Annotated in this window: 20 protein-coding genes; 8 read left to right on the top strand and 12 right to left on the bottom strand. The window is 66.6% G+C overall.

Going from position 1 to position 19761, the window contains the following annotated elements; genetic code table 11:
• Positions 1 to 12: 12 nt before the first annotated feature.
• The 5 genes from recF to rpsT all read right to left on the bottom strand — a co-directional run bounded on the left by recF (position 13) and on the right by rpsT (position 5220).
• Positions 13 to 1233 (bottom strand): DNA replication/repair protein RecF, encoded by a 1221-nt coding sequence (gene recF, locus ACFOOQ_RS20905; RefSeq protein WP_379729666.1) that lies wholly within the window; start codon positions 1231 to 1233, stop codon positions 13 to 15.
• A gap of 5 nt (positions 1234 to 1238) precedes the next feature.
• Complete coding sequence (gene dnaN, locus ACFOOQ_RS20910) at positions 1239 to 2357, bottom strand: DNA polymerase III subunit beta (protein WP_379729667.1); 1119 nt, start codon at positions 2355 to 2357, stop codon at positions 1239 to 1241.
• A gap of 193 nt (positions 2358 to 2550) precedes the next feature.
• Positions 2551 to 4056, bottom strand: coding sequence for a chromosomal replication initiator protein DnaA (dnaA, locus tag ACFOOQ_RS20915; RefSeq protein ID WP_449265828.1), 1506 nt, complete (start codon positions 4054 to 4056; stop codon positions 2551 to 2553).
• Positions 4057 to 4064: 8 nt separating this feature from the next.
• Entirely contained in the window at positions 4065 to 4493 is a 429-nt protein-coding gene (locus tag ACFOOQ_RS20920; RefSeq protein ID WP_379729668.1) for a rhodanese-like domain-containing protein, read from the bottom strand.
• 463 nt (positions 4494 to 4956) lie between these two features.
• Positions 4957 to 5220 (bottom strand): 30S ribosomal protein S20, encoded by a 264-nt coding sequence (gene rpsT / locus ACFOOQ_RS20925; RefSeq protein ID WP_379729669.1) that lies wholly within the window; start codon positions 5218 to 5220, stop codon positions 4957 to 4959.
• Positions 5221 to 5395: 175 nt separating this feature from the next.
• On the opposite strand from rpsT, the gene ACFOOQ_RS20930 reads away from it, so the two are divergent.
• From ACFOOQ_RS20930 to ggt, 3 genes are all read left to right on the top strand, one after another.
• Positions 5396 to 5980, top strand: coding sequence for a hypothetical protein (locus ACFOOQ_RS20930; RefSeq protein WP_379729670.1), 585 nt, complete (start codon positions 5396 to 5398; stop codon positions 5978 to 5980).
• A 135-nt stretch (positions 5981 to 6115) separates the two neighbouring features.
• Positions 6116 to 8452 (top strand): bifunctional salicylyl-CoA 5-hydroxylase/oxidoreductase, encoded by a 2337-nt coding sequence (locus ACFOOQ_RS20935; RefSeq protein WP_379729671.1) that lies wholly within the window; start codon positions 6116 to 6118, stop codon positions 8450 to 8452.
• 114 nt (positions 8453 to 8566) lie between these two features.
• Positions 8567 to 10171 carry a gamma-glutamyltransferase gene (ggt, locus tag ACFOOQ_RS20940; RefSeq protein ID WP_379729672.1) on the top strand — a complete coding sequence of 535 codons (1605 nt, stop codon included), beginning with the start codon at positions 8567 to 8569 and terminating at the stop codon, positions 10169 to 10171.
• Here ggt and ACFOOQ_RS20945 read toward each other — a convergent pair.
• Complete coding sequence (locus ACFOOQ_RS20945; RefSeq protein WP_379729673.1) at positions 10168 to 10704, bottom strand: carboxymuconolactone decarboxylase family protein; 537 nt, start codon at positions 10702 to 10704, stop codon at positions 10168 to 10170. The two genes, ggt and ACFOOQ_RS20945, sit on opposite strands and share 4 nt — an antisense overlap.
• Positions 10705 to 10781: 77 nt before the next feature.
• Between ACFOOQ_RS20945 and ACFOOQ_RS20950 the strand changes: the two genes are divergently transcribed.
• A complete protein-coding gene (locus ACFOOQ_RS20950; RefSeq protein WP_379729674.1) occupies positions 10782 to 11132 on the top strand; it encodes a winged helix-turn-helix transcriptional regulator in 351 nt (116 codons plus the stop codon).
• Here ACFOOQ_RS20950 and ACFOOQ_RS20955 read toward each other — a convergent pair.
• Complete coding sequence (locus tag ACFOOQ_RS20955) at positions 11129 to 11668, bottom strand: hypothetical protein (protein WP_379729675.1); 540 nt, start codon at positions 11666 to 11668, stop codon at positions 11129 to 11131. The two genes, ACFOOQ_RS20950 and ACFOOQ_RS20955, sit on opposite strands and share 4 nt — an antisense overlap.
• Before the next feature lie 186 nt (positions 11669 to 11854).
• On the opposite strand from ACFOOQ_RS20955, the gene ispH reads away from it, so the two are divergent.
• From ispH to rnhA, 3 genes are read left to right on the top strand one after another with little or no spacing between them, the layout of a single operon-like run.
• Positions 11855 to 12820 carry a 4-hydroxy-3-methylbut-2-enyl diphosphate reductase gene (ispH, locus tag ACFOOQ_RS20960; protein ID WP_379729676.1) on the top strand — a complete coding sequence of 322 codons (966 nt, stop codon included), beginning with the start codon at positions 11855 to 11857 and terminating at the stop codon, positions 12818 to 12820.
• 10 nt (positions 12821 to 12830) lie between these two features.
• Positions 12831 to 13820, top strand: a complete 990-nt coding sequence (locus ACFOOQ_RS20965) for a homoserine kinase (RefSeq protein WP_379729677.1) — start codon at positions 12831 to 12833, stop codon at positions 13818 to 13820.
• Positions 13821 to 13827: 7 nt separating this feature from the next.
• Complete coding sequence (rnhA, locus tag ACFOOQ_RS20970) at positions 13828 to 14292, top strand: ribonuclease HI (protein ID WP_379729678.1); 465 nt, start codon at positions 13828 to 13830, stop codon at positions 14290 to 14292.
• Positions 14293 to 14348: 56 nt separating this feature from the next.
• On the opposite strand, the gene ACFOOQ_RS20975 is transcribed toward rnhA, so the two are convergent.
• On the bottom strand, positions 14349 to 14831 hold the full coding sequence (locus ACFOOQ_RS20975) for a peroxiredoxin (protein WP_379729679.1): 483 nt from the start codon (positions 14829 to 14831) through the stop codon (positions 14349 to 14351).
• A gap of 115 nt (positions 14832 to 14946) precedes the next feature.
• Complete coding sequence (locus ACFOOQ_RS20980) at positions 14947 to 15747, bottom strand: protein-disulfide reductase DsbD domain-containing protein (protein ID WP_379729680.1); 801 nt, start codon at positions 15745 to 15747, stop codon at positions 14947 to 14949.
• Positions 15748 to 15853: 106 nt separating this feature from the next.
• Here ACFOOQ_RS20980 and ACFOOQ_RS20985 point away from each other — a divergent pair, with 106 nt between their 5' ends.
• A complete protein-coding gene (locus tag ACFOOQ_RS20985) occupies positions 15854 to 16435 on the top strand; it encodes a YqgE/AlgH family protein (protein ID WP_379729681.1) in 582 nt (193 codons plus the stop codon).
• Positions 16436 to 16445: 10 nt separating this feature from the next.
• Here ACFOOQ_RS20985 and ACFOOQ_RS20990 read toward each other — a convergent pair whose 3' ends face one another.
• The 3 genes from ACFOOQ_RS20990 to thrC are packed head-to-tail and all read right to left on the bottom strand — an operon-like array spanning position 16446 to position 19745.
• Positions 16446 to 17048, bottom strand: a complete 603-nt coding sequence (locus ACFOOQ_RS20990; RefSeq protein ID WP_379729682.1) for a GNAT family N-acetyltransferase — start codon at positions 17046 to 17048, stop codon at positions 16446 to 16448.
• Positions 17049 to 17076: 28 nt separating this feature from the next.
• A complete protein-coding gene (locus ACFOOQ_RS20995) occupies positions 17077 to 18336 on the bottom strand; it encodes a M16 family metallopeptidase (RefSeq protein WP_379729683.1) in 1260 nt (419 codons plus the stop codon).
• The gene (thrC, locus tag ACFOOQ_RS21000) at positions 18333 to 19745 is read right to left on the bottom strand and encodes a threonine synthase (protein ID WP_379729684.1); all 1413 of its coding nucleotides are present in this window, start codon (positions 19743 to 19745) and stop codon (positions 18333 to 18335) included. Before thrC ends, ACFOOQ_RS20995 begins: the two co-directional genes overlap by 4 nt.
• Positions 19746 to 19761: the final 16 nt, after the last annotated feature.

Genomic DNA, 19761 nt, shown 5'->3' on the forward strand with positions numbered 1-19761 from the left:
GTCACTGCCTCATCAATGGACCAGCGGCGGCGTGACCACGCCGTCCGCGACCCCGAAGAATTGTGCCCGTCCGGCCAGGCCTGCAAACAGGCTCTCGTCGGTTCCGGTCAGCCAGACCTGCCCGCCAAGCACGAGCAGTTCGTCATACAACGCCTCCCGACGCCGGGCGTCGAGATGGGCGGAAACCTCGTCCAGCAGCATCAGCGGTGCTGCCTGCCGGCGCGCCCGGATCAGCCGGGCATTGGCCAGCGTGATCGCGATCAGCAGGGCCTTCTGCTCGCCGGTCGAACACTGCTCGGCGGCCTGCCCCTTCCCGGCATGCCAGACCGCCATGTCACTGCGATGCGGGCCTTCGGCGGCCGCACCGGCCTCGCGATCATAGCCGCGCCGCTCGGCCAGCAGGCGGCGGAAGCGTTCTTCGGCGGCCAGTGCCGGCATCTCGGCCAGCCAGGCCTCCACGCCGCCCTGCGCATTCAGACGGGCCGCCGGAAACGGCCCGGCGGCCAGCGCCATCGCCGCCTCGATGCGGGCGAGGCCGTCGCGGCGCGCGGCAGCCACCGCAATGCCATGCTCGGCCATCTGGCTTTCCAGCGCATCGAGCCAGACCGGATCGGCCCCCGCTGTTTTGCCAATGCCGGCCTTCAAAAGCCGGTTGCGTTCGCGCATCGCCCGCTCGTAGGCCGCCACCTGGCGGGCATGGCCGCCATCGAGGCCGTAGACCAGCCGGTCCATGAAGCGCCGGCGGGTCGACACGCCTTCGACGAACAGACGGTCCATCTGGGGCGTCAGCCACACGACATCAAGATACTCGCTCAGACCGTTGGCGCTCGGTGCCGCCTCGCCGTTCAGCCGGACGACGCGGCGCTCGCCACCCTCGTCCTCGCCGGCCGGCTCGGCCAGCCCCGTGCCCACCGAAATCGCCCCGACGAATGCCGCGATCTCCGCATGCACGGCCCAGCGCGTCCCGCCGTCGTGCCGTGTCACCTCGGACAGCTTCGCCCGCCGCAGACCGCGGCCGGGGCTGAGGAAGGACAGGGCTTCAAGGATATTGGTCTTGCCGGCGCCATTGGCACCGGTGAGCACCACTGGCGCCCCGGTCAGTTGCAGCTGCAGCGCGGTGTAGTTGCGGAAATCACGCAGCGACAGCGCCAGCACGGCAGTCCCCGGACCACCCGCGGCCCGTTCTGCTGCACTGTCCTGTTCGATCTTTGCAACAAGCGCTGCGCTGCTCACCAGGCTCAGACTCGCATCGGCATCAGCACGTACAGGGCACCGTCATCGCTGGGATCCCGCACGATGGTCGGCGCCAAGGCATCCGCCAGCAGGAAGCGGGCATTTTCGCCCTCGATCTGGCTGGCAATATCCAGCAGGTAGCGCGAATTGTAGCCCACCTCGATGGGTGCCGCGCTGTAGACCGCCGTCAGCTGCTCCGAGGCCGAACCATGATCGGGGCTGGTCGCCGACAGCTCGATGCCATCGGGCTTCAGCGCCAGTTTCACGGCGCGGCTCTTCTCGGTGGAAATCGTGGCGACGCGGTCGACGGCGGCCGCGAAGGCCTTGCTGTCGACTTCCATCACCTTGTCGTTGTCGCGCGGGATAACGCGTTCGTATTCGGGGAAGGCGCCGTCGATCAGCTTGGAGACCAGGATCAGTTCGCCGCAGGTGAAGCGGATCTTGGTGTCGCTGAGCTCGACCTTCACTTCCGAGGAGCCGCCTTCCAGCAGCTTGCGCAGCTCGCTGACCGTCTTGCGCGGCACGATCACGCCCGGCATGCCGGCGGCCCCCGCCGGCAGCGGCGCCTCGACGCGCGCCAGGCGATGGCCGTCGGTCGCCACCGCGCGCAGCATCGGCACGCCGGCGCTGGAGGCCGCATGCAGGTAGATGCCGTTCAGGTAATAGCGCGTCTCTTCGGTCGAGATGGCGAAGCGGGTCTTGTCGATCAGGCGGCGCAGCTGGTCGGCCGCCAGCGTGAAATTATGCGGCAGCTCGCCGGCCGCCATGACCGGGAAGTCCTCCTTCGGCAGGCAGCTCAGCTTGAAGCTGGAACGGCCGGCGCGCAGGTCGAGGCGCTGCTCGGCCGGCGTGAAGGTGAGTTCCACCTCGGCGCCATCCGGCAGCTTGCGCACGATGTCATAGAGAGTGTGGGCGGCCACCGTGGTGGCGCCGGGCTTGGCGACCTTGGCCGGCAGCTTCTCGACCACGGCGATGTCGAGGTCGGTCGCGGTGAGCGCGAGATGCTCGCCATCCGCCTCCAGCAGGACATTGGACAGGATCGGGATCGTGTTCCGACGCTCGACCACGCTCTGGACATGGCTCAACGCGGTCAGCAGAACGGCACGCTCGATAGTGAGTTTCATGGCTGGAAAACCGATGGTGTTTTTTGTGGTTGTCGGCGGCCTTCCGCCGAGTCTTAAAAGTATACCAAACGGCCCAGCCCCAAGCGAGGGATTTGGGGGGGATTCCAGCCCTTTTTGCATATGCGAAGGGGCCGCCTCGCGGCAGCCCCAGAGCGAAATTAACTATCTGATATAATTGGAAATTCTGAAAAAATCAGCTTTCCAGTTTGCGGCGCAGCAAATCGATATCCTCGGCGAAGGCCGCGTCGATCTCGCGCAACTCCTCGATCTTGCGCACGGCATGCATCACGGTGGTGTGGTCGCGGCCGCCGAACTTGCGGCCGATTTCGGGCAGGGACCGAGAAGTGAGCTGCTTGGCAAGATACATCGCCACCTGGCGCGGACGGGCCACGGCCCGCGCCCGGCGCGGGCTGTGCATGTCGGCAAAGCGGATCGAGTAATGCTCGGCGACCCGCTTCTGGATCTCCTCGATCGTCACCTTGCGGTCGTTGGCTCGCAGCAGGTCCTGCAGCACTTCCTGGGCCGACTGCACGGTGACCGGCTTGCCGACCAAGCTGGCATAGGCCGAGATGCGGTTCAGCGCACCTTCCAGCTCGCGGATATTCGACGTGATGCGACGGGCGAGGAATTCCAGCACATCCTGCGGGATGTTGGTCAGGCCGTTCTTCTCGGCCTTGGCCTGCAGGATCGACAGGCGCAGCTCAAAGTCGGTCGGATGGATATCGGCGACAAGGCCCCAGCCGAGCCGCGAGCGCATGCGCTCCTCGATGCCTTCCAGATCCGACGGCGAGTGGTCGCCGGAGACGATGATCTGGCGGTTCTGGTCGCACAGCGCATTGAAGGTATGGAAGAACTCTTCCTGGGTGCTTTCCTTGCCGGCGATGAACTGGATGTCGTCGATCATCAGCACATCGACCGAACGGAACTGCTCCTTGAAGGCCATCGTGTCCTTGAAGCGCAGCGCCCGGATGAACTGGTACATGAACTTCTCGGCCGAAAGATACACCACCCGGCGCTCGGGGAAGCGCTGGCGGATATGCCAGCCGATCGCATGCATCAGATGGGTCTTGCCCAGGCCCACGCCACCGTAGAGGAACAGCGGGTTGTAGGTCACGGTCGGGCTCTCGGCGACGCGCAGCGCCGCGGCGCGGGCCAGCTCGTTGGACTTGCCGGTGATGAAGCTGTCGAAGGTGAAGCGCGGATCGAGCGGCGCCGAAAGCTCGCGCTCGACATCGTCCATCTCGCGGACCTGCGGCATGCTCTGCGGCGTCGCCTCGACCGGAACCGGACGGGCGGGCTGAACCGCCACCACCGTCTCGCCGGCAGCCGACACCGACTTGGCCTGCGGCGGCTGCGTCGCACCGGTCGGGCGGACATGGATCACCACCCGGCGCACGGTCGGGTTTTCCAGCCGCCAGATTTCGCGCAGACGCTCGCTGTAATGGTTTGCCACCCAGTCGCGCATGAACCGGGTCGGCACCGCCATATGGATGTCGCCATCCTCGCCGAGCACTTCGCCGGCCAGCACCAGCGGCTTCAGCCAGGAATTGAAGGCGGCATCGCCGAAAGAGACACGCAACCGGGCGCGCACGCGCTGCCACTGGCTGTCGAGAGCGTCACCGGCGACGGCAGCCGACGCGGAAGCGGTCAGCGCGGCAGCTGGCATGGAGACGGATTGCGGCTGGGACGTTTTTGCCATGATGGGCCTCAGCTCTGGGTCCAGGCGAGGCCGGTGGCCTTCCAGCCACCCAGTCGACTGCGATGTTTTTCGGCGTCAAGATCGCCCTCGAACCCGCCGGCGACATTGTAGCAGGCCGTGAAGCCCGCCGCCGTCATCGCCTTGGCCGCGGCGCGCGACCGCGCGCCGGAACGGCACAGGAAATACAGGGGCTGGCCGGGCTTGATGCCCTGGGCGCGCAATTCTTCGGCAAAACGCGGGTTCACACTCATATCGGGATACATCTGCCAGGAAACGAAAACGGGACGCTTGCCGAGCTTGCCGAGATCCGGCACGCCCACAAAGCTCCACTCCGGTTGGGTACGGACGTCGATCAGCTGAGCATCGGAATTGGTCGAGAGCTGGTTCCAGACTTCGGCAACCGTGACATCACCAGCATAGTCCTGATCCCCCGCCATAATCGAAGCCAACATCCCCTAACCTCGCGCCACGTTTGTTGTTTCAATTCTATCATTCCGTCACGCGTGCCGCCGGCTGGTTGCCGGTCCGTTGGTCGCCGTCGCCCCGGCAAAAAAAACGCATTTGCGAGGCGATCATTCTTCTGCTCGGCGACACATCAAGGAACCGTTCAACGCGCGGCAGCGAAGGCATTAAAGGGAAATCACAGCGGCCACGCAAGCGGACAGATGAAGACTCCCCGAAAAAAAATTCCACGTTGCAGAATTGGTACTTGATCGCTGTATCCACGCAGGAATTGCATGTGACACGGACTAATCACCTGACCGAAAACGTCCGCGAACCCGACGCTGCAAAAGATCAAAGCGTTCGCACTCGCATAAAAAAACATCGCCCGCCATTTCCGGCGGGCGATGTTCTGTAAACCGGCGATCCGTCTTGCGGCGCGTCAGGCGCGCCGCAGGATCAAGCCATAGCCTTTACGCGGGCGTTCAGACGCGACAGCTTGCGCGAGGCGGTGCCCTTCTTGACCACACCCTTGCTGACGCTCTTGTCGAGCTCCGGCTGCGCGAGCTTGATCGCGGCCTGGGCCGCGGCCTTGTCGCCGCTCGAAATGGCGGTCTCGACTTTCTTCACGGCGCTACGCGCCACGGTACGGCGGGCGCGATTGACGTCCGTGCGCTTCTTGGTCTGGCGGGCGCGCTTCTCCGCGGACTTGTGCTGAGCCATGCTTGCGAATTCCGATGGTTCGTTGGTTGAGGTGCCTTGGCGGCGAAATCAAGGCGCGGGTTATAGCCCCGCCCCCGGCAGGCGTCAACCCTGCATAAATGCCTGTCCTGACAGGCTCTCGCCTGCCAGCCGGGGCCGCTTGCCGGGCCTGCGGGGCGCCGGCATAGTGGCCGGCATGCCCGATCTGATTCTGCTTGGCCTTGCCGCCTATCTTCTGGGGGCTGCCGCCGGCCTCGCCCTGGTCGCCGCCAGTCCGCTGCCCGCTGCCCTGTTCTGGGGCATCGGGATGATCCTGCACCTCGGCCTCGCCGCGGCCGAACTGTGCGGGCGGTTCGGCATCCCGGTCTTTTCGGGGATGGAAGGTGATCTCCGCCACCTGGCGTTCACGCTGGGGCCGCTCAGCTTTGCGCTCGGTGCCATTTTCAGCCTGATTATTCCCGGCAACAGCCGGAAACTGACGCTTTTCACCGGCATCGGGCTGGCCATCGTCATTGCCGCGGCGCTGGGTCGCCTGCCGGTCGGTACCCTGCCGCTGCCCCTGATCCTGCTCGGTGTCCTGCTGGTGGCGGTGCTGGTCGGGCTGCGCTACCGCCCGGTGCCCGGCCGCTGGCTGCTGCTGGCCCTGATTCTGGCCGCTCTGGCCGAACTGGCCCGCTACCGCTACCTCGGCATCATCCCGGTTGCCCCCACGGCCATCGCGGACGGCTTTTACGGTCTGGCTCTGGCGGCCTTCGGGATGACCGCTAACCGCACACGCTGACCCCCCCGCCCGTATTTTTCATCTTTGGCGGCTTCCCTGGCGGCGTTTCCTTGCCGGGAATTATTTTAAGTATAAACTAATTTTCGGGACGCCGGCCTGCCGGCTCCCCTCTGCCATCGAGCCCGGGGAATTGTCATGCGTGTCACCATCGTCGGCGCCGGTCCGGCCGGCCTGTATCTGGCCCTGCTGCTGAAAAAGGCAGACCCGCGGCACGACATTACCATTCACGAGCGCAACCGCGCCGACGATACCTTCGGCTTCGGCGTCGTGTTCTCCGACGAGACGCTGAACCAGTTCCTCGCCGAGGATGCCGATACCCACCAGGCGATCCGCGACAGCTTCGCCTACTGGCACGAGATCGACGTGGTCGCCGATGGCGAACGCATCCGGTCCGGTGGCCACGGCTTCTGCGGCCTCGCCCGCAAGAAGCTGTTGCAGATCCTGCAGGCCCAGTGCATCGCACGCGGCGTGACCATCCACTTCGAAAGCGAGCAGCAGGACTTCGAGGCCCTGCGCCGCGACAGCGACCTGCTGGTCGGTGCCGATGGCATCAACAGCTTGGTGCGCGACCACTGGAAGGGTCGCTTCGGCCCCAGCCTCGACTGGCGTCGCAATCGCTTCGTCTGGCTCGGGACGACGTTGCCGCTCGATACCTTCACCTTCATCTTCCAGGCCAACGAACATGGCCTGTTCCAGGTGCATGCCTACCGCTTCGAGGACGGCCTCTCGACCTTCATCGTCGAGACCACCGAAGAGACCTGGCGCCGCACCGGGCTGGAGCAGGCCAGCGAAGCCGATACCATCGCCTATTGCGAAACGCTGTTCGCGCCGCACCTGCTGGGCCACCGGCTGATCGGCAACCGCTCGATCTGGCGCAGCTTCCCGACCGTGAAATGCGAAAACTGGGTGCATGAGAACGTCGTCCTGATCGGCGATGCCGTGCATACGGCGCATTTCTCCATCGGCTCGGGCACCAAGCTGGCCATGGAAGACGCCATCGCGCTGAGCCGGGCCATCCAGGCCCATCCGCAATCCGCCCCGGCCGCCCTGCAGAGCTTCGAGGCCGGGCGCAAGACGGAAGTCTCGATCCTGCAGCATGCCGCGCAGGTGTCGCTCGAATGGTTCGAGCATACCGACCGCTATCGCAGCTTTGCGCCGATCCAGCTCGCCTTCAGTCTGCTGTCGCGCTCCAAGCGTGTCACCTATGACAATCTGCGCCTGCGCGATCCCGGCTTCGTCGCCACGGTCGACCGCTGGTTCGCCGACCAGGCGGCGCGCGATCTGGGCATGGCCGCACCCGCGGTCGCGCCGCCGCCGATGTTCACGCCGTTCCGCCTGCGCGACATGACGCTCGACAATCGCGTCGTCGTCTCGCCGATGTGCCAGTATTCCGCCGAGGATGGCCTGCCGAACGACTGGACCCTGGTGCATCTGGGCAGCCGCGCCGTCGGCGGCGCCGGCCTGGTCATCACCGAAATGACGGATATCGCCCCCGAGGCCCGCATCACGCCCGGCTGCACCGGCCTGTGGAGCCCCGCCCAGGCCAGGGCCTGGCGCCGCATCACCGATTTCGTCCATGCGCACAGCCGGGCGAAAATCGCCGTGCAGCTCGCCCATGCCGGGCGCAAGGGCGCCACCTGCCTGCCCTGGGCCGGCGGCTATGACCAGCCTTTGCCCGCGGGTGGCTGGGAAATCGTGGCGGCCTCGGCCATTCCCTATCTGCCGGACAGCCGGGTGCCGCGGGCGATGACCCGCGCGGACATGGACCAGGTGCGCGATGATTTCGTCGGCGCGACACGGCTGGCGCTCGATGCCGGCTTCGACATGATCGAATTGCACATGGCGCACGGCTATCTGCTGTCGAGCTTCATCTCGCCGCTGAGCAACATCCGCGATGATGAATATGGCGGCAGCCTGGAGAGCCGCATGCGGTTCCCGCTCGAGGTGTTCGACGCCGTGCGCGCCGTCTGGCCGGCGGAGCGGCCGATGTCGGTGCGCCTGTCGGCCGTCGACTGGGTGCCGGAGCGCGGCCTGACCATCGCGGACTCCGTGGCCATCGCGGCGATGCTGAAGGCGCATGGCTGTGACCTGGTCGACGTTTCGGCCGGTCAGACCTCGGCGGAAGCGAAGCCGCAATACGGCCGAATGTTCCAGACACCGTTTGCCGATGCCATCCGCCAGGAAGCCGGCATCGCCACCATCGCCATCGGCGCGATCACCTCGGCCGACCAGGTCAACACCATCCTCGCCGCCGGCCGCGCCGATCTCTGCGCGCTGGCCCGGCCGCATCTGGCCGATCCCTATTTCACCCTGCATGCCGCCGCCGATTACGACTGGCGCGGCGTGCACTGGCCGGTGCAGTACGCCGCCGGCCGCGACCAGCTCTACCAGCTGAAATCCCGCGAGCGGGAAGAGGCCGCGGCCGCCGGCGATGTCTTTGCCCGCCAGCGCGCCAGGCGGGATGACGCATAGGCGCAGGATTGCCGCGCCGCAAAATTGTCTATCAGGCCTCCGGCGGCCTGTAATTCCGTCATGGCTGGTGTAATCTCCGCGCACGGATCATCCCCAGGAGTTCAGGCTTCCCCCATGCGCGATCTGCAATTGCCCGGCCGCTCGGTGGCCATGGGCCGTCACGGCGCTGTCGCCACCTCGCACAGCCTCGCCAGCATCACCGCCCTCGATATCCTCAAGCGCGGCGGCAATGCCACCGATGCCGCGATTGCCGCCTGTGCCGTGCAATGTGTGGTCGAGCCCGGCTCGACCGGCATCGGCGGCGACAATTTCGTGCTTTACGCGCCCGCCGGCACCGACACCCGCAACGGCGGCAAGGTCTACGGCCTGAATGGCTCGGGCCGCGCCCCCGGGGGCCTCACCGCCGATCTGCTGCTGCGGCAGGGCATCAAGGACATCCCGCTCACCTCGCCGCACGCCGTCACCATCCCCGGTGCGGTCGATGCCTGGAGCAAGCTGAACAAGCGCTTCGGCAAGCTGCCGCTCGGCGAATTGCTGCAGCCGGCGATCCGCTTCGCCGAAGAGGGCTTCCCGATCACCGAGCGCGTCGCCACCGACTGGGGCCGCAACGAAGCCAAGCTGTCCGCCGACCCCAACACCGCCCGCATGTGGCTGGCGGGCGGCAAGGCCCCGAAGCTGGGCAGCGTGTTCCGCCAGCCCGAGCATGCAAAGGTGTTCCGCGAGATCGCCGCCAAGGGCCGCGACGGTTTCTATACCGGCTGGGTCGCCGAGGACATCGTCAGCTACCTCAACGGCATCGGCGGCACCCACAGCCTGGAGGATTTCGCCACCCAGGAAGCCTTCTGGGTCGATCCCATCGCCACCCGCTATCGCGATGTCGAGATTCTCGAAATCCCACCGAATGGCGTGGGCATCATCACCCTGCTGATGCTGAATATCCTCGGTGGCTTCGACCTGTCGAAATACGACCCGACCGGCGTCGAGCGTTTCCATATCGAGGCCGAGGCGACGCGGCTGGCCTTCCAGGCCCGCGACCTCTATGTGGCCGATCCGGCCTTCGGCGACGTGCCGGTGCAGAAGCTGCTGTCGGCCGAATTCGCCGACGAGCTGCGTGGCCGCATCGACCTGAAGAAGGCCATGGTCAATCCCGGCCCGGTCGGCGGGCAGGCCTATCGCGACACGGTGTATCTCACCGTGGTCGACGAGGAAGGCAATGCCTGCTCGTTCATCAACTCGCTGTTCTGGCCCTACGGGTCCGCGCTGTGCAGCCCGAAGACCGGCGTGCTGCTGCAGAACCGCGGCTGCGGCTTCAAGGTGCAGCCGGGCCATCTCAACTGCGTCGAGCCGCACAAGCGGCCACTGCATACCATCATCCCGGCCATGGCGCTGAAGGATGGCAAACCCTGGTTGTCGTTCGGTGTGATGGGCGGCGGCTTCCAGCCGGTCGGCCAGAGCCATGTGCTGACCAACATGGTGGATTTCGGCATGAACGTGCAGGAAGCCATCGATTGCGCCCGCGCCTTTCACGTCGGCGGCAAGTTCGAGGCCGAACGCGGCATCCGCGAAGACGTGCTGAAGGGCCTCGCCGCGCTGGGCCATGAGATCAAGCTGGCCGAGATGCCCCATGGCGGCGGCCAGGCCATCCTGATCGATGGCGCCAATGGCGTATTGCAGGCGGGCTCCGACCCGCGCAAGGACGGCTGCGCGCTGGCCTACTAGATTGCCGGTGGCGGGAAGCCCGGCGCGCCGGGTTCCCGCGCCACGCCGGTGACGTTCACCGTGAACGATACCAGGTGATAGAAGCCGACCAGCGCCGTGATCTCGATCAACTGCGCGGGTGTGAACACCGCCGCCGCACGCGTCCACAATCCGTCGTCAACGGTTGCCGTATCGACCAACGCATCGGTCAGCGCCACCAGCAGGGCCTCGTCGGCCGCCGGCCACGCCGCCGCATCGCCGTGCACGGTTGCGATGACCTCGTCGGCCGTGAAGCCGGCCTTGCCGGCGAAGAAGGCAACATGCACGCCCCATTCGTATTCCGCGCCCAGCCGCGCCGTGGTGCGCAGGATGACGAGTTCGCGCTGGCGCAGGCTGACCGAGCCCTTGTCGAGCAGCCCGCCGCCGCGCCAGCGCGACAGTACGCGCGGGTTATGGGCCACCGTGCGGAACAGGGCGAGCTCGGCCGGCATCTGGGCCAGGGCCTCGGCGATGGCCGGATCATAGGGCGGGGACAGGGGTTCAAGCCGGGCCATGACGGCCTCCTCCGGTTATGCTACGTTTTTCATAGCAAAGACTAGCGCTACTTTTTCCGTAGCACAAGGAGGTATTAATGGCGCCGCCCCTGCCCCACCAGCCGGTCCGCGGCTCGGCCACCGGCCGCCCCATCATGGCTGCCCTCGACCTGCTGGGCCGGCGCTGGTGCCTGCGCATCCTGTGGGAGCTGAGAGGCCCGTCGCTGACCTTCCGGGCCCTGCAGGGCGCCTGCGGGGAAATGTCCCCCTCGGTGCTGCAGCAGCGCCTGAAAGAGCTCAGGGCGGCCCGTCTGGTCGATCATGCGGGGGACGGTTATGGCCTGAGCGGCCGGGCGCGTGAGCTGCTGCCGGTGCTGCTCGCCCTGCAGGACTGGTCCCGGCTGTGGGCAGCCGACCTGGAGCCGCCGCCCGGCAGCGCTCCGGACTAGAAGCCGCGTTCCTGGCGGTTCTTCTCAAGCTGTTCGTGGCTGACCTCGAGACCGACCAGAACCTCGATATCGCTGGTCGAGCGGCCGTCCAGCGGGATGGTCTGCTCCAGCTCCTCGCCGACCACGACGCGGCGGCGACCTTCCTTGAACGGCACATGGGCGGTGAAGGCCTGACGCGCCAGCACCTTGCGATCACGATCGACGACGGCCACGAAATACGGCACCTGCGCCTCGCCAGCCGCAGCGGCCGGGCCGCGCGTCGCCGCCACCTGCAGGATGAAATGCACCGTCACGCTGGCCGGCTTCTCTTCGAATCTGCACTCGCCGTTGTAATCGAGCAGTTCGGTCTGGAAGGTCACGTCGGTCAGGTCGCGGCCCGGACCCGGGCGATACTGCGTCGCCTTCTGGGCATCGCCGAGGATGCCAACGCGCGGACAGGATGGCAGGTTCGGTTTCTTCGAACTGCAGGCGGCAAGCCCGAGGCCGGCCAGGATGAGAACCGCGAAAGACAGCTTGGTCAGGGATCGGATCGTCACGGGATGCTCACAGGATCTGAGGGCTGCCGCCACGGGGAGGGACAGGCGGGCGGCCTTCCCTTCACGCGTCGAGTGTATTAGCTTGCCCGGCAGTTTGCGGACCCTCCCTGTATAGAAGAGGCCCTCCGCGCAGACAAGCGACAGGCCAGCAACCCCTTGATCCCTAAAGGCTGAACCGCAAGGCCGATGACTGCCCAGACCCGCCCTGAGATCACCCTTGTGCTGGCTGCCCCGCGCGGCTTCTGTGCCGGCGTCGATCGCGCCATCCAGATCGTCGAACGGGCGCTGGCGCAGTACGGCGCGCCGGTCTATGTGCGGCACGAGATCGTCCATAACCGCTTCGTCGTCGACAGCCTGGCCGCCAAGGGCGCCGTCTTCGTCGACGAGCTCGATCAGGTGCCGCCGGGCGCCCATGTCGTCTTCTCGGCCCATGGCGTGCCCAAGGCGGTACCGGCCGACGCCCAGGCCCGCAAGCTGTCGTATCTCGACGCCACCTGCCCGCTGGTCAGCAAGGTGCACCGCGAGGCCGAGCGCCACCATCGCGAGGGCCGCCGCATCGTGCTGATCGGCCATGCGGGCCATCCTGAAGTGATCGGCACCATGGGGCAGCTGCCCGAGGGCGCGGTCGTGCTGGTCGAGACGACCGGCGACGTCGCGCAACTGGCGGTGCAGCCGGACGAGCCGCTCGCCTATATCACCCAGACCACCCTGTCGGTCGACGATACGGCGGAGATCATCGCCGCCCTGCGCGCGCGCTTTCCGCAGATCGAAGGCCCGAAGAAGGAAGACATCTGCTACGCCACCACCAACCGGCAGGCCGCCGTCAAGGCGATTGCCGCCGCCGGCTGCGATGCCGTGCTGGTGATCGGCGCACCGAATTCGTCGAACTCGCTGCGGCTGGTCGAAGTCGCCCGCCGCGCCGGCTGCGCCCGCGCCCTGCTGGTACAGCGCGCCGCCGATATCGACTGGAGCCAGCTCGACCGCGTTGCCACGGTCGGCATCACCGCCGGCGCCAGCGCCCCGGAAATCCTCGTCGAGGAAGTGATCGATGCCTTCCGTACGCGCTATGCCGTACATGTGCGCGAGGTGACCACCGCCACCGAGTCCGTGCAGTTCAAGCTGCCGGTCGCGCTCGACGTCTCCGCCGCCTGACATATCCCGCATGGCCGTTTACACCGAAATCGACGACGACCAGCTGACCGGACTGCTGGCGCAGTACAACCTCGGCAGCGTGCTGTCCTGCAAAGGCATTGCCGAAGGCGTCGAGAATTCCAACTTCATGCTGGCCACCGAAAAGGGCACCTACTTCCTCACCCTCTACGAAAAACGGGTGAAGCCCGACGACCTGCCCTACTTCATCGGCCTGATGGAGCATCTGGCCGCCAAGGGCCTTGCCTGCCCGACGCCGATCCACGATCGCGAGGGCAATACGCTGCGCGAGGTGGCCGGCCGGCCCTGCGCCATCATCAGCTTTCTCAACGGCGTCTGGCCCCGGCGGCCCAATGCGAAGCATTGCCATGTCGTCGGCACCGCCATGGCCGAACTGCATATCGCCGGCCAGGATTTCGAGATGCAGCGCCGCAATGCGCTCAGCATCGACGGCTGGCGGCCGCTGCTCGATGCCAGTGCCGAACGGGCGGACAGCGTGTGCGCCGGACTGCGGGACGCACTGGAGCAGGAATTCGACCTGCTGTGGAAGGGCTGGCCGAAGACGCCGGGCCGCGCCAGCGACAGCCCGCTGCCGCATGGCGTGATCCATGCCGACATGTTCCCCGACAACGTGCTGTTCGTCGGCGAGACGCTGTCGGGCGTGATCGACTTCTATTTCGCCTGCAACGACTATTTCGCCTACGATCTCGCCATCGCGCTGAATGCCTGGTGCTTCGAGCCCGATGGCGCCTTCAACGTCACCAAGGGCAAGGCACTGATCGCTGGCTATGAGAGCCGGCGCCGGCTGACCGATGACGAAATCCGCATGCTGCCGCTGTTCGCCCGCGGCGCGGCGCTGCGATTTCTGCTGACCCGGCTGTACGACTGGCTTAACCAGGTGCCCGGCGCCATGGTCAAGCCGAAGGACCCGCTGGAATACTGGCAGAAGCTGAAATTCCATCGCCAGGTGCGCGGCCCCGCCGCCTATGGCATCGAGCGCTGAGGCCGTCATGGCAGAGACTGGCGACGATCCCGGCGAGCGGGTCGAAATCTTCACCGACGGTGCCTGTCTCGGCAATCCCGGCCCCGGCGGCTGGGCCGCCCTGCTGCGATCCGGCAGCAGCGAGCGGGAAATCAGCGGCGCCGATCCTGCCACCACCAACAACCGCATGGAACTGACCGCCGCCATCGAGGCGCTCGAGGCGCTGAAGCGGCCGTGCATCGTCACGCTGTATGCCGACAGCCGCTATGTGATCGACGGCGCCACCAAATGGCTGCGCAGCTGGAAGGCGCGTGGCTGGAAGACCGCCGACCGCCAGCCGGTCAAGAATGTCGACCTGTGGCAGCGCTTCGAGACCGCCGTAGCCCCCCATCGTGTTGACTGGCAATGGGTGCGCGGCCATGACGGCCATGTGGAAAACGAGCGGGTCGACCAGCTCGCCCGTGCCGCCGCGATGGCGGGGACCGAGGCGTAAAACAGAAAAAGGCCGGCCCGGCGAACCGGACCGGCCTTGCTGGTCTGCCGGAAGGCTCAGAGCTGGCCGAGCAGGGTCGAAGCGTCGGAGACCTCGAAGGCGCCCGGCTTCTCGAGATTGAGCGACTTCACCACGCCGTCGTCGACGAGCATCGAATAGCGCTGCGAACGGACGCCGAGGCCGCGCGCCGACAGGTCGAATTCCATGCCGATCGCCTTGGTGAATTCGCCCGAGCCGTCGGCCAGCATCTCGACCTTGTCGCCGGCATTCTGCTGCTTGCCCCAGGCACCCATGACGAAGGCATCATTGACCGACAGGCAGGCCACCTGGTCGACGCCCTTCGCCTTCAGGTCGCCGTACTTCTCGACGAAGCCCGGCAGATGTTTGGCCGAGCAGGTCGGCGTGAAGGCACCCGGCAGGGCGAACAGCGCCACCTTCTTGCCCTTGAAGAATTCGCCGGTCTTTACCGCCTGCGGGCCCTGGTCGGACATCACGTAGAGCGTGACGTCGGGGATGCGGTCGCCAACCTTGATGGTCATGGTTTCCTCGTCTGGTCTGATTGCGAAAGATCGGGCTGTATCTGCACCGCCACTGCGGCCCCGGTAAGATGGTCTGCCCCGACGACCGAGGCAAGGCCCGGATCAGGGCTTGCCATCAGGGTTTTGGCAATGTCAGTTCCGCCGCCCGGCCGCCATCCAGCAGTGTCAGGACCAGCGGTCCAGCGGCAGCGGCCGGCGGCGTCACCGGCAGGACGAACTGCGCCTGCCTGCCGTCCGTCGCCAGGGTCACCACCGGCCGGCCGAACCAGGCGTCCGGCGTGCCCTCGACCAGCAGGTCCGGCTGGTGCAACGGCCGATCGCTGGAAAGAATAACGCTGAGGCGGCCGTTTTGTTCCAACCGCGACACCAGTTTGACGCCGGCGGCAGCCGCCGGCTGTGGCACGCGGGCGCGCCAGTCCGCCAGCAGGGCCGCGGCCTGCGGATCGGCCACCGGCTGCGCCGCGATCCGGTGCTGCAAATGGTCCTCGCGCAGGATGCAGATATCCTTGCAGACGCCATATTCGGCGCGCAGGGCCAGATCGATGGCCGCGCCGGTTTTCTGCGGCACGATCATGACCGGCAGGATCACCTCGTCAACGTAGCCGAACAGGTCGGCATCACCGATGGTGATGCGGTGCGGCGCCGGCCATGCCATCTGCGCCGCTTTCAGGTTCTGCGATCCGCTCCAGTCGAATTGCGGTGGCACACCACCCTCGCCCGGCGTGCGCCAGTAGAATTTCCAGCCCGGCGCGAGTCGGACCCGCAGGCCGATGCTGCCATTGCCGCCATCAACGATATCAAGACGCGCCGGATCCGGCGCCGACCGCTCCAGCGTGGTGACGACCTGTGCCGCCGCCGGCAGCGGCAGCAGCACGGCCAGCACTGCCAGAATTCTGCGCATATTGCGATTTTTCATGGCACCAATCTGTCGTGACCCCGCCGTTTTGCAAGCCCTCTGCGGCCTCTGCATATGGACATTCGGTGTCGCGGGAGTAACATTCGGGTGAGAGCGGGAGCTGAGCATGACATCTGATGCCAGAGCGATTTCCGGCTATCTTGAGCGGCAGCTGCTGATCGCCATGCCGAGCATGGGCGATCCGCGTTTCGCGCGCACCGTGATCTACATGTGCTCGCATAACGCCGAAGGCGCGATGGGCCTGGTGATCAACAAGCCGTATCCCGGCCTGACCTTCCCCAATCTGCTCGGGCAGCTCGGCATTGAGCCGACCATCGACAACGACATCATCGTCCGCCTCGGCGGACCGGTGGAAACCGGCCGCGGCTTCGTGCTGCATTCCACTGACTACATGCGGCAGGGCAGCGTCGCCATCGACGACGATATCGGCATCGGCCTGACCGCGACACTGGATGTGCTGCGCGCCATTGCCACCGGCACCGGGCCGCAGCGCAGCCTGTTCGCGCTCGGCTATGCCGGCTGGGGGCCGGGCCAGCTCGACACCGAAATCCAGGACAATGCCTGGCTGGCGGCGCCGGCCGACAGCACGCTGATCTTCGAGCCTGCTCTCGAGACGCTGTGGGAGCGCGCGGTGCGCAAGATCGGCATCGACATCGCCAAGCTGGCCAGCATTTCCGGTCACGCCTGAGGGCGGAACCTCAGCGCGTCGTTGCGAGGCCGGGCACCGGCCCGTCGGTCGCCAGCCGCGCATGCAACTGGTGATCGCGCCAGACGCCCTCGATCTTCAGATATTCGCGCAAAGTGCCTTCCGGCCGGAACCCGGCACGGCGCAGCAGCCGCTGGCTCGGGGCATTCTCGGCGAGGCAGGCCGCCTCCAGCCGATGCAGCCGCATCGTGCCGAAGCAATGTGCCATCATCAGCGCCAGTGCCTCGGTCATATACCGCTGACCGGCATGCGGCGCGCCGGTCCAGTAGCCAAGCTCGCCGCATTGCGAGGCACCGCGCCGGATGTTCGACAGCGTGATGCCGCCGATCAGGGCGTGATGCTGGCGGGTGAAGATGAAATAGGCCTCGCCCTGCTCCTGCCGGCGCAGCCGGTCGAACCAGGCGAGGCGGCGGCGATAGCCCTCGCGGGTCAGTGAATCCGCGGCCCAGGCCGGCTCCCACGGCTGCAGGTGATCGCGGCTGATCGCGCGCAGTGTCGCCCAGACCTCGAAGTCGCTGATTTCCGGGGCGCGCAGATAAAGGCGGTCGCCGGCCAGGACAGGCGGCAGGCCGGGAAGGAAGCGCCGGAACAGCATCGCTTCGCCTCCCCCCGCCCGCCAGTGGTCAGCCGAACCGCGCCGCGAAGCGCTGGTAGGATTCGAGCTGGCCGATCGGGCCAAGCGCCGCCAGGGTCGGCTTTGCCTTGCGCATCACCTGCTCGGCGACCCGGCGCACGGCGGCGGCATCGACACGGTCGACCGCCGCCAGCACCTCGTCGATGTCGAGCGGGCGGCCAAACAACAGCATCTGGCGGCCGATCTGCTCGATGCGTGCACCGGAGCTTTCCAGCGACGAGACCAGCCCCACTTTGAGCTGGGCGCGGGCGCGCTGCAGTTCGTCCTCGCCGACCGCGCCGGTCAGCTTGCCCAGTTCCTCGGCCAGTACCGGCATCAGCTCGCCGAGCTTCTCGCCGCTGGTGCCGGCATAGAGGGTCATCATGCCGCCGTCACGATAGGAGTTCGGGAAGGCATAGACCGAATAGGCCAGGCCGCGCTTCTCGCGCACTTCCTGGAACAGCCGCGAGGACATGCCGCCGCCGAGCACGGTGGCATAGACATGCATCGCGTAGTAATCGGGGTCGTCGTAGGCGACGCCGGGCAGCGCCACGGCGACATGCGCCTGTTCGAGGTCGCGCTCGGCGCGGCGTTCGCCGCCGGCATAGGTCGCCGTCTGCTGGGCCGGCCGCGGCGTCTGCGCCAGCCCGCCCAGCATGTGGGCGGCTTCGGCCACCAGGCGGTCGTGATCGACGGCACCGGCCGCCACCAGCACCATGGTCGGCGCATGGTAGAAGCGGCCCATGAAACCCTGCAGGTCGGCGCGCCCCATGTTGGTGACCCGCTCGACGCTGCCGAGGATCGGGCGGCCGAGCGACTGGGCCGGATAAGCCGTTTCCTGCAGATGGTCGAAAATGATGTCATCCGGCGTGTCTTCCGACTGGCCGATTTCCTGGATGATGACCTCGCGCTCGCGCTCCAGCTCGGCCGGATCGAACACCGAATGCTGCAGGATGTCGGACAGGATATCGAGAGCAAGGCTGATATCCTCGCCCATCACCCGGGCGTAATAGGCGGTCTGTTCGCGCGAGGTAAACGCGTTGAGATGACCGCCGACCGCCTCGATTTCTTCCGCGATGGCCAGCGCGCTGCGCCGCTCGGTGCCCTTGAAAGCCATATGCTCCAGCATATGGGCGACACCGTTGATCTCCGGCGTCTCGTCGCGGGCGCCGGCATCGACCCAGATGCCGACCGAAACGGTCTTGACCTGCGGCATGGTCTCGGAGACGACCCGCAGGCCGTTGGGGAGCGTACTGATGCGAAGGGTCATGCCGTCACCCGCTGGTTTTCAATGAAATCACGCACGACTGTATAGTCGTTCGGCAGTTTGGTCTGCCGCTCCGGGCGGTCGAACAGATCGGCCAGACGCGGCGGCAGGGCCGGATGCTGACCGGTCGCCGCCTCGACGGCATCGGGGAATTTCGCCGGATCGGCGGTCGCCAGGGTCACCAGCGGAATCTCTGCCGGCACCGCACGGCTGCTGCGCTGCTGCGCCGCCACCGCAAGGCCGACGGCCGTATGCGGATCGACGGCGATGCCGTTGCCCTGCGCGAAAGCCGTCTTCAGCATGGCTTTGGTCGCCGCCTCGTCGGCACGACCAGCCGCGAAAAGATGCTTTGTCTCGGCCAGCGCATTGGGCGAAACCGTGAAGCCACCGGCCGTGTCGAGCTCGGTCATCAGGCCACGGATCTGCGCGCCGTCGCGGCCATGCATGTCGAACAGCAGGCGCTCGAAATTGCTCGCCACCTGGATGTCCATGCTGGGACTGATGGTCGGCGTCACGCCATCCTTGCGGTATTCGCCACCGGCGAAGAAGCGCGCCAGGATGTCGTTTCGGTTGGTGGCGACGATCAGCTTGGCGACCGGCAGGCCCATTTTCGCCGCGGCATAGCCGGCGAAGATATCGCCGAAATTTCCGGTCGGCACACAGAAGGCCGGGGTGCGGTCGGGGCCGCCGAGGCTGAGGCTGGCGGTGACGTAATAGACGATCTGGGCCATCACCCGGGCCCAGTTGATCGAGTTGACCGCGGTGAGCCCGGCGCGCTCACGGAAGGCCGCATCGTTGAACAGGGCCTTCACCATGGCCTGGGCATCGTCGAAGGTGCCATCCAGCGCGATGGCATGCACGTTGGCATCGGCCACCGTGGTCATCTGGCGGCGCTGCACCTCGGAAACGCGGCCCTGCGGGAACATGATGAAGATGTCGAGATTGGCGCGGCCGCGGCAGCCCTCGATGGCGGCCGAGCCGGTGTCGCCCGAGGTGGCGCCGACGATGGTGGCCCGCTTGCCCGAACGTGCCAGTGCCCAGTCGAATAGCCGGCCGAGCAGTTGCAGCGCCACGTCCTTGAAGGCGAGCGTGGGCCCATGGAACAGCTCCAGCACCCAGTCGTTGGCGCCGGTCTGGCGCAGCGGCACCACGGCGCGGTGGCCAAAGGTGGCATAGGCCTCATTGATCATGCGCTGCAGGTCGGCATCGGGGATGCAGCCGCCAACGAACGGTTTGACCACACGGAAGGCAATCTCGGCATAGGACAGGCCGCGCATCGCCCGCCAGTCTGCGGCGCTGAGCTGCGGCCAGCTTTCGGGCACATAGAGGCCGCCGTCGGCAGCAAGGCCGGCGAGAAGGACGCCTTCGAAATCGAGGACCGGCGCCTGGCCGCGGGTACTGACATAACGCATGGTTCGGCTCGTATCG

Source organism: Ferrovibrio xuzhouensis (assembly GCF_042648965.1).
In the GTDB taxonomy this organism is placed as follows: Bacteria; Pseudomonadota; Alphaproteobacteria; order Ferrovibrionales; family Ferrovibrionaceae; genus Ferrovibrio; species Ferrovibrio xuzhouensis.

Excerpts from the sequence above, each read along its gene's own strand:
- ACFOOQ_RS20985 (WP_379729681.1), top strand. The coding sequence starts at position 15,854 with ATGACATCTGATGCCAGAGCGATTTCCGGCTATCTTGAGCGGCAGCTG.
- ACFOOQ_RS20980 (WP_379729680.1), bottom strand. The coding sequence starts at position 15,747 with ATGAAAAATCGCAATATGCGCAGAATTCTGGCAGTGCTGGCCGTGCTG.
- dnaA (WP_449265828.1), bottom strand. The coding sequence starts at position 4,056 with ATGGCAAAAACGTCCCAGCCGCAATCCGTCTCCATGCCAGCTGCCGCG.
- ACFOOQ_RS20950 (WP_379729674.1), top strand. The coding sequence starts at position 10,782 with ATGGCGCCGCCCCTGCCCCACCAGCCGGTCCGCGGCTCGGCCACCGGC.
- dnaN (WP_379729667.1), bottom strand. The coding sequence starts at position 2,357 with ATGAAACTCACTATCGAGCGTGCCGTTCTGCTGACCGCGTTGAGCCAT.
- ACFOOQ_RS20920 (WP_379729668.1), bottom strand. The coding sequence starts at position 4,493 with ATGGCGGGGGATCAGGACTATGCTGGTGATGTCACGGTTGCCGAAGTC.
- ACFOOQ_RS20930 (WP_379729670.1), top strand. The coding sequence starts at position 5,396 with ATGCCCGATCTGATTCTGCTTGGCCTTGCCGCCTATCTTCTGGGGGCT.
- ACFOOQ_RS20975 (WP_379729679.1), bottom strand. The coding sequence starts at position 14,831 with ATGACCATCAAGGTTGGCGACCGCATCCCCGACGTCACGCTCTACGTG.
- rpsT (WP_379729669.1), bottom strand. The coding sequence starts at position 5,220 with ATGGCTCAGCACAAGTCCGCGGAGAAGCGCGCCCGCCAGACCAAGAAG.
- ACFOOQ_RS20935 (WP_379729671.1), top strand. The coding sequence starts at position 6,116 with ATGCGTGTCACCATCGTCGGCGCCGGTCCGGCCGGCCTGTATCTGGCC.
- ispH (WP_379729676.1), top strand. The coding sequence starts at position 11,855 with ATGACTGCCCAGACCCGCCCTGAGATCACCCTTGTGCTGGCTGCCCCG.
- ACFOOQ_RS20965 (WP_379729677.1), top strand. The coding sequence starts at position 12,831 with ATGGCCGTTTACACCGAAATCGACGACGACCAGCTGACCGGACTGCTG.
- thrC (WP_379729684.1), bottom strand. The coding sequence starts at position 19,745 with ATGCGTTATGTCAGTACCCGCGGCCAGGCGCCGGTCCTCGATTTCGAA.
- ggt (WP_379729672.1), top strand. The coding sequence starts at position 8,567 with ATGCGCGATCTGCAATTGCCCGGCCGCTCGGTGGCCATGGGCCGTCAC.
- ACFOOQ_RS20945 (WP_379729673.1), bottom strand. The coding sequence starts at position 10,704 with ATGGCCCGGCTTGAACCCCTGTCCCCGCCCTATGATCCGGCCATCGCC.
- ACFOOQ_RS20990 (WP_379729682.1), bottom strand. The coding sequence starts at position 17,048 with ATGCTGTTCCGGCGCTTCCTTCCCGGCCTGCCGCCTGTCCTGGCCGGC.
- ACFOOQ_RS20995 (WP_379729683.1), bottom strand. The coding sequence starts at position 18,336 with ATGACCCTTCGCATCAGTACGCTCCCCAACGGCCTGCGGGTCGTCTCC.
- rnhA (WP_379729678.1), top strand. The coding sequence starts at position 13,828 with ATGGCAGAGACTGGCGACGATCCCGGCGAGCGGGTCGAAATCTTCACC.